Origin of the sequence: Ramlibacter sp. (genome assembly GCF_013697775.1) — a bacterium.
GTDB lineage: Bacteria > Pseudomonadota > Gammaproteobacteria > Burkholderiales > Burkholderiaceae_C > Ramlibacter.
In genome coordinates, this window is record NZ_JACCWG010000219.1 from 1 (window position 1) to 12,570 (window position 12,570).

Here is a 12,570-nt window from a genome sequence, read left to right on the forward strand (position 1 = left end):
CGGTCGAGCCGCCGCTGGAGCCCGCGCTGGCACCGGCAGCGCCGGAGCCGCCAGCGCTGCCGCCCCCACCCCCGGCAGCACCGCCGCTGCCCTGGGCCATGGCGGCACCGCCCATGGCGAGTGCGGCTGCGGAAACGAGAATCGCGAGAGTGTTCTTGACCATTGGTAATCCTTAGAGAGTGGTTGACTTGGTGTTTGAAGCACCGGCGTCGCGCCGGATGTCAACCAATCTAGGAACCCTGCCGTCCCCCGTCAGTGGGGAGACTGCGCCATGTTTTGTACGCCCGCGCCCACAGTGCGGTAGGACGAGGTCCGACGGCACAGCAATAAAAAAGCCGTCGCGGTTGCTGCGACGGCTGTGCCATAAGTGGTCGGAGCGATAGGATTCGAACCTACGACCCTCTGGTCCCAAACCAGATGCGCTACCAGACTGCGCTACGCTCCGCCAGCGCGCATTCTACGCGCTCGCGCAGTCCGCGATTGCGACAGGACCGATAAAAGACTATATTCGGTCCGATGCGCTACTCCAGCCAAGTCAAACCGATCAGCTACGTCAAATCCAACGCCGCCAAGGTGCTGGAAGAACTGGCCGAATACCGGCAGCCGCTGGTCATCACGCAAAACGGCGAAGCGGCAGCCGTGCTGCAGGACATTGCTTCCTACGAAGCGGACCAGGAGACGCTGGCACTGCTGAAGATCCTGGCGCTCGGCACGCAGCAGATCGAACAGGGCCGCACCGTGCCGGCCAAGGAGGCCATGGCTGCCGTGCGCAAGCGGCGCGGCCGGGAATGAGCAGCAGCTACGAGGTTGTCCTCACCGAAGATGCGGCGCAGGACCTTCAGGAGCTGTACGACTACATTGCCGAACACGACGCGCCCGCCAAGGCGGACCACGTGCTGGAGCGCATCGAAGCCGCGCTGGAAGGCCTGGCGCGCATGCCGCAGCGCGGCGCCCACACGAAGGAGCTGCTCGCGGTCGGCATGCGCGAGTACCGCGAAACCTACTTCAAGCCGTACCGCATCGTCTACCGTGTCATCGACCGTCGGGTGTACGTCTACCTGATCGTAGACGGCCGGCGCGACATGCAGACGCTGCTGCAAAAGCGCGTGCTGCGCGGCTGAGCGCCGCGCATCCACTCACAGCCTCACGTATTCATACTCCACCGCCTGCGCATTGATGCCGCGGTCCGGCGGGGCGATCCAGCCGGCCATCTTGCCGGGCTCGGTCACGCGCTGCATCAGGCTCTTGACGAAGCGGATGTCGTCTTCGTTGGGCAGCCATTCGTCCTTGCGCGCCTCGAATTCGGCCGCTGTGATTGGTTTGCCCAGCAGGTCGGTGTGCAGGCCGGCCCAGGCGCCCACCTGGCGGCGAAAGCGCGTGGACGGCAGCTTGAACTCGAACGGCACGCCGGCGCGTTTGACGCCCATGTTCCAGCGCGTGAGGCCCACATTGCAGTCCTTGGCGTATTCCAGCCGCGTGATCTCGTTGATGCCGTTGCGCACCGAGATCGCCTCGTCGCGCACGCCGCCGTTGCCGTCCGGCACCTGGATTGTCATGCTGGTGCCGGTTTCCACGTGGTCGGCGAAGCGCGATTCATCGGGCCGGCCCTTGATGCCGTTGCTGAAATAGTTGGCCGCGTTGGACGAGGCCTCCGAGCCGAACAAATCCAGCGAGCTGGTGAACCAGAAGTTCATGAATTTCTGGATCGTCGGCAGGTCGATCGCGCCGGCATTGCGGACCCGGTGCCAGTCGTCGGTGTCCAGCTCCTTCATCACCTCCAGCGTGCGGCGGATCACGCGGCCGATGCCGGTCTCGCCCACGAACATGTGGTGCGCTTCCTCGGTCAGCATGAACTGGCAGGTGCGCGAGAGCGGATCGAACGCGCTTTCGGCCAGGCTTTTCAGCTGAAACTTGCCGTCGCGGTCGGTGAAATACGTGAACATGAAGAACGACAGCCAGTTGTCCATGGGCTCGTTGAAGGTGCCCAGGATGCGCGGCTTGTCCGGGTCGCCGCTGTGGCGCTCCAGCAGTTCCTCGGCCTCCTCGCGGCCGTCGCGGCCGAAGTAGGCGTGCAGCAGGTAGACCATGGCCCACAGGTGGCGGCCCTCCTCCACGTTCACCTGGAACAGGTTGCGCAGGTCGTACAGCGACGGCGCGGTGTGGCCCAGCAGGCGCTGCTGCTCCACCGACGCCGGCTCGGTGTCGCCCTGCGTCACTATCAGGCGGCGGAACACCGAGCGGAATTCGCCGGGCACTTCCTGCCACACGTCCTGGCCCATGAAGTCGCCGAAGCCGATCTTGCGGTTTTCCTGCCGGTCGGCCAGGAAGATGCCCCAGCGGTACTCGGGCATCGGCGTGTAGCCGTACTGCGCCCAGCCCTGTGCGTCCACGCCGACGGCGGTGCGCAGGTAGACGTTCTTGGCCTTGAAGTCGCTCGGGCCCATTTCGTCCCACCAGCGCAGAAAGGCCGGCTGCCAGTGCTCCAGCGCGCGCTGCAGCTGCCGGTTGTCGGCCAGGCCGACGTTGTTGGGGATCTTGGCTTGCAGGTCGATGGTGGTCATTGGGATCCTAGGTAAGGCTCATATCCGTTCGCCCTGAGCCTGTCGAAGGGCTTCGCGCGGCTTCGACAGGCTCAGCCCGAACGGGAACATCTCAAACGCGCTTCCAGTCGAATTTCGATTTCTTGCCCGTCCCGAACAGCTTCAGAGCGCCCTCCTCGCCGACGGCGTTGGGGCGGATGAAGATCCAGTTCTGCCAGGCCGAGAGACGCCCGAACACGCGCGTCTCCATGGTCTCCTTGCCCGGAAAGCGCAGCGAGGCTTCCATGCCGGTCAGCGCGTCGGGCGACAGCGAAGAACGCTCCTCCAGCATCAGCCGGATCTCGTCGTCCCAGTCGATGTCGTCGGGCGCCACCGTCACCAGGCCGAGCGCCAGCGCCTGGTCGGCGCGCAGCGCGCTGCCCACCAGCGTCTGCAGCTGCGTCAGCGTGTCCGCGTCTTCATAGAAGCGGTTGGCCAGGCGCGTGAGGCCGTTCACCATGGGGTAGCGGCCGAAGTTCCCGGTCTCCAGGCGCAGCACCGGCGCGGCGTCGGGCGCATCGGGCAGGTCCAGCATGTAGATGCGGTCGCAGGCCAGCGCGAGTTCATAGAACGTGCCGGCGAAGCACGAGCCGGCGTCCACCAGCGCGATCAGCGAGCGGCTGGTCACGTCCAGGCGGGCCAGCGTGCGGCGGAGCATTCCGATGGTTTCGCGCACCAGCCAGTGGTCCTGCAGCTTGTCCAGCGCGGCGTCGGCCTGGGCCAGCAGCACGGAGTCGCCGCGCGTCTTCAGCACCCAGGTGCCGATCTCCAGCTCGTTGGCGCGCAGGTTGAGGATCGCGTCGTCCAGCTCGCGCGCCAGCTTCAGCGGCCACCAGCCTGCGCCGGCGGACACGATGGTCTCGGGCGTGGATTCCACATGCGCCGCGGGCGCCTGCACCGTCAGCGTCGCGATGCGCGCCGCGCGGTCGATGCGCACGTCCACCGTGCCGTAGTGGTAGCCCTCTTCGTCGATAACCAACTGCACCGGCGTGAGCGAAATGCCCTGCTGCGTGCCGCCCCGCGTGGACTGCCGGCGCAGCGCCTCCACTTCAGCCGCCACCAGCTGCGCAAACTGCTGCGGCTTGGCATGCGCGTCGATCAGCTTCCACTCCCTGGCGCGGTCGGCGCGCACGCCTTCGCTGGTGGTGCAGAAGATGTCGGCCAGGTCGCGCCGCACCTTGCGCTTGTCGGTCACACGCGTGAGGCCGCCGGTGCCGGGCAGCACGCCCAGCAGCGGCACTTCCGGAAGGCTGACGGTGGAGGACCGGTCGTCCACCATCACGATGCGGTCGCAGGCCAGGGCCAGCTCGTAGCCGCCGCCGGCGCAGGCGCCGGTGACCGCGGCCACCGATTTCAGGCCTTCATGGCGCGAGGAATCCTCCAGGCCATTGCGCGTCTCGTTGGTGAACTTGCAGAAGTTCACCTTCCAGGCGTGGGTGGACAGGCCCAGCATGTAGATGTTGGCGCCAGAGCACCAGATGCGGTCCTTGCCGCTTTCGAACACCACAACTTTCACCTGCGGATGCTCGAAGCGGATGCGATTCAGCGCGTCGTGCAGCTCGATGTCCACGCCCAGGTCGTAGCTGTTCAGCTTCAACTTGTAGCCGGGCTTGATGCCGCCGTCCTCATCGATGTCCAGCGCCAGGCGCGCGACGTCGCCCTCGACCGCCAGCTTCCAGTGGCGGTAGTGCGCGGGCTCGGTGGCGAAGCTCACCAGCTCGCGCTCCTCGCCGGCAATGGTCTGCTTGAACAGCAGCGGATCGGTCATGGCATTCATGCGAAGGCTTTCTCTTTGTCGATGGCGGGCGCCGCGGGCACGGCGCGCTCCAGGTCTTTCAGGGATTGCTTCAAGCTGCGCGCCGCGGTGTCCACCACGGCGTCGGCGCGGGCATACAGGGCTTCGCGGCTGGCCAGGATGCGACGGATGTCGTCCAGCGCTTCATTCATGGCGTCTCGCGCCATTTCGCCGTTCTCGCCGCGCGTGGCGGCGAACGGGCGCATGTCGCCCTGGGCCACCACGCGCGTCATGTGTTCTTCGGGACTGGCCTTGAGCCACACGCAATAGAAATGGCTTTGCAGCAGGTCGAAGGTCTCGCGCTCGCTGACGATGCTGCCGCCGGTGGTCATCACCACGCCGCCCGCATGCTCCTCGGCGATGCGCAGCAGCGCGCGCCGCTCGTAGCGCCGGTAGCCGGCCTGCCCGTGCAGCAGCAGGATCTCGTTCATGCTGGTGCCGGCCTCGCGCTCGATCTCGCGGTCCAGCTCGATGAACGGAATGCCGCGCTCGGCTGCCAGCTGCCCGCCCAGCGTGGTCTTGCCCGCCCCGCGCAGGCCGACCAGCGCGATGCGCTTCTCGCGGCCCTGCGCATCCGACAGGCCGAAGCTGCCGGCCAGCAGCGCGTGCGCCTGGTCCAGCTGGGTTTCGTCCAGGCGGTGCAGGATGCCCAGCACCCGCGCCAGCGCCGGGCGCGGCGCGTCCTGCAGCAGGTCGAGGATGGTGATGTTCAGCGCGCGGGCGGTGGCCTCCAGCGAATTGATGGAGACGTTGCCCTTGCCGCTTTCCACGTCGGCCAGGAAGCGCTCGGACAGGCCGGAATCGGAGGCCAGCTGCTTGCGGGTCATGCCGCGGCGCGCGCGCCAGGCACGCACCCGCGCACCCAGTTCCGCGAGGGTGGCCCTGGCATCGGTTTCGCTCATCGCCCGCATCGAAGCACCTTCTTCATCGTCTGTTTTTGCGTTGTAGCAATTTGCAGTATACTTCCTTAACATTAATTGTCAAGCAGTTTATTTCATAAGAGGCGATGCATGAAGCTGAAAATCCTGGTCGGCACCATGACCAGCACCGCGGATTACGTAGCCCAGGCCATTCAGATGGCTTGCGCCGATTTCGTCGAGCAGATCGAAGTGGTGCTGATGGACGGCCTGGACATCAGCATTTTCGATGAAGATGCACTTTATCTCATCTGCACCTCTACATACGGCTCGGGCGACGTTCCGGACAACGCGCGCAGCCTCTACGAGTCGATGGACAGCCAGCCCAAGTACCTGGGCAGCGTGCGCTACGGCGTGATCGCGCTGGGTGACCGCACCTACACCCAGACCTTCGCCTTCGGCGGCAAGAAGTTCGACGAGCGGCTGCAGGGCCTGGGCGCGCAGCGCATCGGCGAGGTGTTCATCCACGACGCCACCTGCGGTGAGATGCCCGAGGAACTGGCTTCGGCCTGGTGCCGCGAATGGCTGCCGCAAGCCATCGCGGTCATGAACAAGACCCCCGCCTGAGCACCCGCCCATGCACCTCAGCCACGCCGACCACAGCACCAGCCCGCCGCGCGTGGAGATTCCGCGCGACTACAACGCGGCGCACGACCTGCTCTCGCGCAACGCCTCGCGCTCGCAAAAAGTCGCCTTCATCGACGCCGCCAACGGCGAACAGCTGACCTATGGCGAACTCGCGCGGCAGGCGCAGCGCCTGGCCAACGCCCTGCGCGCGCAGGGCTACGCGCCCGAAACGCGCGTGCTGCTGGCGATGCTGGACACGCTGGAATGGCCGGTGGTGTTCCTGGGCTGCATCCTGGCCGGCGTGGTGCCGGTGGCGGCCAACACGCTGCTGCCCACCAAGGACTTCGACTACATGCTGCGCGACGCGCGCGCACAGGCGCTGTTCGTCTCCAAGCCGCTGCTGCCGGTGTTCGAGCCGCTGGTGGGGCGCATCTCCACGTTGAAGCAGATGTTCGTGGCGGGCGACGACGGCGCGCACTCGGTGCAAGCGCTGGTCGCCTCAGGCAGCGAGGAGCACGGCGTCGCCGGCACCTGCAGCGACGACGCCTGCTTCTGGCTGTACTCCAGCGGCTCCACCGGCGCGCCCAAGGGCACGGTGCACCTGCACAGCCACCTGATCCAGACGGCGGAGCTGTACGCGAAGCCGGTGCTGGGCATCCGCGAAGACGACGTCGTGTTCTCCGCGGCCAAGCTGTTCTTCGCCTACGGCCTGGGCAACGGCCTGACCTTTCCCATGAGCGTGGGCGCTACGGCGGTGCTGCTGCCCGCGCGGCCGACGCCCGCGGACGTGTTCGGCGTGCTCACCAAGCACAAGCCCACCATCTTCTACGGCGTGCCCACTTTGTATGCCGCGCTGCTGGCCGACGCCGGCCGGCCCAAGGGCGCGGACCTCGCGCTGCGCGTGTGCACCAGCGCCGGCGAGGCGCTGCCGGCCGACATCGGCAAGCGCTGGACCGCCGAATACGGCTGCGAAATCCTGGACGGCATCGGTTCCACCGAGATGCTGCACATCTTCCTGTCCAACCGCCCCGGCAAGGTGCGCTACGGCACCACCGGCCAGGCGGTGCCGGGCTACGAACTGCGCATCGTCGGCGACGACGGCCGCGACTGCGCGGACGGCGAGATCGGCGAGCTGCAGATCCAGGGCCCGAGCGCGGCCATCATGTACTGGAACAACCGCGCCAAGACCAAAGCCACCTTCGCCGGCGACTGGACCCGCAGCGGCGACAAGTACACCCGCCGCACTGAGGAGAATGGCGACGTCTACTACACCTACGGCGGCCGCAGCGACGACATGCTGAAGGTGGGCGGCATCTACGTCTCGCCGTTCGAGGTGGAGGCCTGCCTCGCCACGCATCCGGCGATCCTGGAGGCAGCGGTCATCGGCGTGGAAGACGCCGACGGGCTGGTCAAGCCCAAGGCCTACGTGGTGCTCAAGCAAGGCCAGCAGGCCGACGCGGCCGCGCTGCAGATGCACGTGAAGAACCAGCTCGCGCCGTACAAATACCCGCGCTGGATCGACTTCGTCGCCGAGCTGCCCAAGACCGCCACCGGCAAGATCCAGCGCTTCAAGCTGCGCGCCGCCGCGGCGGGCTGAGGGTTATTCATGTGGCGCCCGGGCACGACTTCGGGTAAAAATGCTTTAAGCCTAAACAATTGGCCACAACGAAGGAGTTCCCGCCAATGACCACCCGCCGTCTCGTTCTTGCCCGCGGTGCCGCCGCCGTCGGCGCCGCCTCCACCGGCCTGCTGCTGCCGCAGATCGCGCGCGCGCAATCCGGCAAGGTCCGCGTCGGCTTCATGCTGCCCTACACCGGCACCTTCGCGCAGCTGGGCGTGGCCATCGAGAACGGCGTGCGCATGGCGATCGCAGAGCGCGGCGGCAAGCTGGGCGGGCGCGACATCGAATGGTTCAAGGTGGACGACGAGTCCGAGCCGTCCAAGGGCGTGGAGAACGCCAACCGCCTGGTGCAGCGCGACAAGGTCGACGTGCTGATCGGCACCGTGCACTCGGGCGTGCAGATGGGCATCCAGCGCGTGGCGCGCGAGAGCGGCGTGCTCAGCCTGATCCCCAACGCCGGCGTGCATGCCGCCACCCGCGCGCTGTGTGCGCCCAACGTGTTCCGCACCTCGTTCAGCAACTCGCAGCCCACCCGCGCGCTGGGCAAGCCGATGATGGACAAGGGCCTGAAGAAGACCGTGTGGATCACCTGGAAGTACGCGGCCGGCGACGAAGCCTTCGAGGGCTTCAAGGAAAGCTACACCGCGGCCGGCGGCACCATCGTCAAGGAACTGGGCCTGCCCTTCCCCAACGTGGAGTTCCAGGCGCTGCTCACCGAAATCGCCTCGCTGCGCCCCGATGCGGTGGCCTGCTTCTTCGCCGGCGGTGGCGCCGCAAAATTCATCCGCGACTACGCGGCCGCGGGCCTGAAGGACAAGATTCCGCTGTGGGGCTCCGGCTTCCTGACCGAAGGCGTGCTGGACGCCGCCGGCTCCGCCGCCGACGGCATCATGACCACCATGCATTACAGCGACTCGCTGGACACGCCGCGCAACAAGCAGTTCCGCAACGCCTTCGCCACGCAATTCAAGATGCAGCCCGACGTGTACGCGGTGCAGGGCTACGACACCGGGCTGCTGCTGTCGCAGGGCATGGCGGCGGTCAAGGGCGACATGGGCAACAAGCCCGCGCTGTACAAGGCGCTGGAAACGCAGGTGATCGACAGCCCGCGCGGCAAGTGGACGATGAGCGCCTCGCACAACCCGGTGCAGGACATCTACCTGCGCCGCGTCGAGAACAAGGAAAACAAGGTGATCGGCATCGCCGCCAAGGCGCTGGCCGACTCCGGCGCCGGCTGCAAGATGGCCTGAGGCTGCTGCCTCGCTCCACTCCACCTGACGTGCCGGACGCCCGATCCGGCACGCCTTCCGCTTCGCGCCTGCGCACGAACATCGCCCGATGGACTTCGCCAACATCCTGATCCAGCTGCTCAACAGCGTGCAGTACGGCTTGCTGCTGTTCATGCTGGCCGCCGGCCTGACCCTGATCTTCGGCATCATGGGCGTGGTGAATCTCGCGCACGGCAGCTTCTACATGCTGGGCGCATACCTCGCGTGGTCGCTGTCGGCGCTGACCGGCAGCCTGGTGGTGGCCATCGTCGGCGGGGCGGTGCTGTCGGTGGTGTTCGGCCTGCTGCTGGAGAAGCTGCTGTTTCGCCACTTCTACCGGCGTGACCACCTCGACCAAGTGCTGCTGACCTTCGGGCTGATCTACATCTTCGAGGAGATGCGCTCCATCGTGTGGGGCGACGACGTGCACGCCGTGAAGATCCCCGACCTGCTGTCCGCCTCCATCCCGCTCACCGACAATCTCTCCTATCCGGTCTACCGGCTCTTCATGTCGGGCGTGTGCGTGGTGCTCGCGGTCGGCCTGTACCTGCTGATCTCCAAGACGCGGCTGGGCATGAAGATTCGCGCGGGCGCCTTCAACCACGACATGACCGAAGCGTTGGGCGTGAACATCAAGCGCATCCATGCCATCGTGTTCGCGCTCGGCGTGGGGCTGGCGGCGATCGCCGGCATGATCGCCGCGCCGATCGCCAGCGTCTACCCGAACATGGGCTCGCAGGTGCTCATCATGTGCTTCGTGGTGGTGGTCATCGGCGGCATCGGCTCGGTGCGCGGCGCGCTGATCTCCGCGCTGCTGGTCGGCTTCGTCGACACCTTCGGCAAGGTGCTGCTGCCGCAGGTGTCCGGCATGCTGATCTACATGCTGATGGCCGCCGTGCTGCTGTGGAAACCCGAAGGGCTGTTCAAGCAATGAAGGCCCCTATCTCAATGTTGGTGCCCACCTTTCCCGTTCGGGCTGAGCTTGTCGAAGCCCAGGCCACTCGCGGCACTTCGACAAGCTCAGTGCGAACGGCAAGTGCAAGCTCAGTGCGAACGGCAAGTGCAAACTCGGTGCGAACGGTGGAGTTGCGATGAGCGTCGTCAAGGCCAACCTCGAAACCCTGCCGCGCGGTCTGCAGGCCGTGCTGGCGCTGGCCTTCATCGCGCTGCTGCTGTTCCCCTTCGTCGCCACCGACTTCTATGCGCAGATGGTGGCGCGCATGATGATCCTGGCCATCTTCGCCATGAGCCTGGACCTGCTGCAGGGCGTGACCGGCCTGGTGTCGCTGGGACATGCGGCCTTCTTCGGCCTGGCCGGCTATGCGCTGGCCTTCCTCACGCCGGCCGGCGAGCCGGTCAGCCTGTGGTGGACCCTGCCCGCCGCCATGGCTGCCGCGGGACTGGCCGCACTGGTCATCGGCTTCTTCGTGGTGCGCACCCACGGCATCTACTTCATCATGGTCACCATGGCGTTCGCGCAGATGGTGTTCTACCTGTTCTTCGACAACAAGGTGCTGGGCGGCTCCGACGGCCTGTACATCAACTTCAAGCCTGTCCTGAGCTTTGTCGAAGGGCCGAACGCGGGCCTGTTCGACCTGGAGAACAAGCGCGTCTTTTATTGGTTCACGCTGGCCATGCTGCTGGCGACCTACCTGTTCCTGCGCCGCCTGCTGTTCAGCCCGTTCGGCCGCGTGCTGGCCGGCATCCGCGTGAACGAGCACCGCATGCGCGCGCTGGGCTACGGCACCTTCGGCTACAAGCTCGCCGCCTTCACGCTGGCCGGCGCGCTGGCGGGGCTGGCGGGCTACCTGTGGGGCGCGCAGACCGGCTTCATCAACCCCGAGCTGATGGGTTTCCAGATGAGCGCGCACGCGATCATGATGGTGATCCTGGGCGGCATGGGCAACTTCGCGGGCGCCATCGCCGGTGCCTTCGCCTTCGAATACCTGCTGCACCTGTTCAAGGACCTGCCGGAAATCGGCAGCTTCAACACCGGCAAGCACTGGCAGCTGTGGATGGGCCTCTTCATCGTAGCCGTGGTGGTGTTCGCGCCGCGCGGCCTGCTGGGCTGGGTGGAGCGCATCGCGCGGCGCAAGGAGCGCAGCGGTGAGTGAAGTTCCGAACGTCCTGCTCTCCGCGCGCAAGCTGGTCAAGCGCTTCGGCGGCCTGGCCGCCGTCAATGACGTGTCGCTGGACCTGTGGCGTGGCCGCATCCATGCGGTGATCGGCCCCAACGGCGCCGGCAAATCGACCTTGACCAACCTGCTGTCCGGCGACATCGCGCCGACGTCGGGTGAAGTGCGCCTGGGCGCCACCGACATCACCGGCGCGAAGCCCGAGCGCATCTCGCGCGCCGGCCTGGGCCGCAGCTACCAGAAGACCAATATCTTCCTGCCCTTCACCGTGTGGGAGAACGTGCGGCTGGCCGCGCAGTCGCGCACGCCGCATGCGGCGCGCTGGCTTGAACTGGCAGCAAACATCAAACCGGCCAACGAACGGGCCGAACGCGCCATCGAACTGGCCGGCTTGGCGCCGCGCCGCGCCATGGTGGCCGGCGCCATCAGCCACGGCGAGCAGCGGCAGCTGGAAATCGCCATGACGCTCGCCACCGAGCCGCAGGTGCTGCTGCTGGACGAACCGCTGGCCGGCATGGGCACCGCCGAAGCCGAGCGCATGGTGGCGCTGCTGCTGAAGCTGAAGGCCGCGCACGCCATCATGCTGGTGGAGCACGACATGGACGCCGTGTTCGCACTGGCCGACCACCTGACGGTGATGGTGAATGGCCAGGTCATCGCCAGCGGCACGCCCCCGGAAATCCGCGCCGATGCGAAGGTGCAGGCCGCCTACCTCGGCGAGGAGCACTGAGATGGCGGACCTGCTGATCGACGCCAAAGCGCTCCACACCTACTACGGCCCCAGCCACATCCTGCGCGGCGTCGACTTCCAGGTCGCGCGCGGCGAAACGCTGGGCCTGATGGGCCGCAACGGCATGGGCAAGAGCACGCTGCTCAAAAGCATCATGGGCCTGGTGAAGCCGCGCGAGGGCAGGGTCAAGGTGATGGGCCGCGACATGACCGGCCGCGCGCCGTTCGAGATCGCGCAACTGGGCATCGCCTACGTGCCCGAAGGCCGCGGCATCTTCGGCAACCTGAGCGTGAAGGAAAACCTGGTGATGGCCGCTCGCGCCGGCACGCGCGGCCAGCGCGACTGGACCTATGAGCGCGTGCTGGACACCTTCCCGCGCCTGCAGGAGCGCATTGGCCACGGCGGCCAGCAGCTTTCCGGCGGCGAGCAGCAGATGCTGACCATCGGCCGCGCACTGATGACGAACCCCGACGTGCTGATCCTGGACGAGGCGACCGAAGGACTGGCGCCGCTGGTGGCGCGCGAGATCTGGCGCATTTGCGGGGTGATCCGCGCATCGGGGATCTCCAGCGTGATCGTGGACAAGAACTGGAAGCACGTCACGCAGGTCACGGACCGGAACTTGATCCTGGTGAAGGGCGAAGTCGCGTTCGCGGGCACGTCCGGCGAATTGCGTGCACAGCCCAAGCAGCTCGAACAGCTTCTGGGCGTGTAGCTGCCAGCCAGCGGCTACTTCTTCTTGGCCAGGTGCGCGGCCACCAGCGCGTTGGCGTGACCGTGGCCCAGGCCGTGTTCGGTCTTCAAGTGGCTGACAAGCTCCATGTGCTTCAAAGGGCCTGTCGTGTCAACGCCGATTAAAATCTGACCCACTTTCCTGCAAGGTCGCCGAAGTAAATCTGACCCACCCGGGTTCATTCACTTCTGCCTCTCGGTCGCGCAGGGCGAAGCCCGGAGCGAC

At 66.6% G+C, this 12,570-nt stretch carries 12 protein-coding genes, 1 tRNA gene and 1 pseudogene; 9 read left to right on the forward strand and 5 right to left on the reverse strand.

Translation table 11 applies throughout. The features are described from left to right. Positions 1-368: 368 nt before the first annotated feature. A tRNA-Pro gene (locus H0U68_RS10965) sits at positions 369-445 on the reverse strand. Positions 446-516: 71 nt separating this feature from the next. Between H0U68_RS10965 and H0U68_RS10970 the strand changes: the two genes are divergently transcribed. Beyond that, positions 517-792: a type II toxin-antitoxin system Phd/YefM family antitoxin gene (locus H0U68_RS10970; RefSeq protein WP_296355477.1), complete on the forward strand. Its 276-nt coding sequence runs from the start codon at positions 517-519 to the stop codon at positions 790-792. After that, positions 789-1,121, forward strand: a complete 333-nt coding sequence (locus tag H0U68_RS10975; RefSeq protein WP_296355479.1) for a type II toxin-antitoxin system RelE/ParE family toxin — start codon at positions 789-791, stop codon at positions 1,119-1,121. Before H0U68_RS10970 ends, H0U68_RS10975 begins: the two co-directional genes overlap by 4 nt. 15 nt (positions 1,122-1,136) lie before the next feature. On the opposite strand, the gene boxB is transcribed toward H0U68_RS10975, so the two are convergent. The 3 genes from boxB to H0U68_RS10990 all read right to left on the reverse strand — a co-directional run bounded on the left by boxB (position 1,137) and on the right by H0U68_RS10990 (position 5,348). Further along, positions 1,137-2,561, reverse strand: coding sequence for a benzoyl-CoA 2,3-epoxidase subunit BoxB (gene boxB / locus H0U68_RS10980; protein WP_296355480.1), 1,425 nt, complete (start codon positions 2,559-2,561; stop codon positions 1,137-1,139). Positions 2,562-2,652: 91 nt separating this feature from the next. Further along, positions 2,653-4,356 carry a 2,3-epoxybenzoyl-CoA dihydrolase gene (gene boxC / locus H0U68_RS10985; protein WP_296355482.1) on the reverse strand — a complete coding sequence of 568 codons (1,704 nt, stop codon included), beginning with the start codon at positions 4,354-4,356 and terminating at the stop codon, positions 2,653-2,655. Next, positions 4,353-5,348, reverse strand: coding sequence for a helix-turn-helix transcriptional regulator (locus H0U68_RS10990; protein ID WP_296355484.1), 996 nt, complete (start codon positions 5,346-5,348; stop codon positions 4,353-4,355). Before H0U68_RS10990 ends, boxC begins: the two co-directional genes overlap by 4 nt. A gap of 36 nt (positions 5,349-5,384) precedes the next feature. Between H0U68_RS10990 and H0U68_RS10995 the strand changes: the two genes are divergently transcribed. From H0U68_RS10995 to H0U68_RS11025, 7 genes are all read left to right on the forward strand, one after another. Next, positions 5,385-5,858, forward strand: coding sequence for a flavodoxin domain-containing protein (locus H0U68_RS10995; RefSeq protein WP_296355486.1), 474 nt, complete (start codon positions 5,385-5,387; stop codon positions 5,856-5,858). A 10-nt stretch (positions 5,859-5,868) separates the two neighbouring features. Continuing rightward, positions 5,869-7,455, forward strand: coding sequence for a benzoate-CoA ligase family protein (locus H0U68_RS11000; RefSeq protein ID WP_296355488.1), 1,587 nt, complete (start codon positions 5,869-5,871; stop codon positions 7,453-7,455). Between the two features lie 86 nt (positions 7,456-7,541). Next, complete coding sequence (locus tag H0U68_RS11005) at positions 7,542-8,729, forward strand: ABC transporter substrate-binding protein (RefSeq protein WP_296355490.1); 1,188 nt, start codon at positions 7,542-7,544, stop codon at positions 8,727-8,729. An 88-nt stretch (positions 8,730-8,817) separates the two neighbouring features. Further along, positions 8,818-9,681: a branched-chain amino acid ABC transporter permease gene (locus tag H0U68_RS11010; RefSeq protein ID WP_296355492.1), complete on the forward strand. Its 864-nt coding sequence runs from the start codon at positions 8,818-8,820 to the stop codon at positions 9,679-9,681. Between the two features lie 157 nt (positions 9,682-9,838). After that, on the forward strand, positions 9,839-10,861 hold the full coding sequence (locus tag H0U68_RS11015) for a branched-chain amino acid ABC transporter permease (protein ID WP_296355495.1): 1,023 nt from the start codon (positions 9,839-9,841) through the stop codon (positions 10,859-10,861). Further along, complete coding sequence (locus H0U68_RS11020; protein WP_296355498.1) at positions 10,854-11,612, forward strand: ABC transporter ATP-binding protein; 759 nt, start codon at positions 10,854-10,856, stop codon at positions 11,610-11,612. The genes H0U68_RS11015 and H0U68_RS11020 overlap by 8 nt, the downstream gene beginning before the upstream one ends. A gap of 1 nt (position 11,613) precedes the next feature. Beyond that, positions 11,614-12,327: an ABC transporter ATP-binding protein gene (locus tag H0U68_RS11025; RefSeq protein WP_296355500.1), complete on the forward strand. Its 714-nt coding sequence runs from the start codon at positions 11,614-11,616 to the stop codon at positions 12,325-12,327. A 14-nt stretch (positions 12,328-12,341) separates the two neighbouring features. On the opposite strand, the pseudogene H0U68_RS11030 reads toward H0U68_RS11025, so the two are convergent. Beyond that, positions 12,342-12,449, reverse strand: a pseudogene (locus tag H0U68_RS11030) (DUF4287 domain-containing protein); the annotation flags it as partial. Positions 12,450-12,570 lie beyond the last annotated feature (121 nt).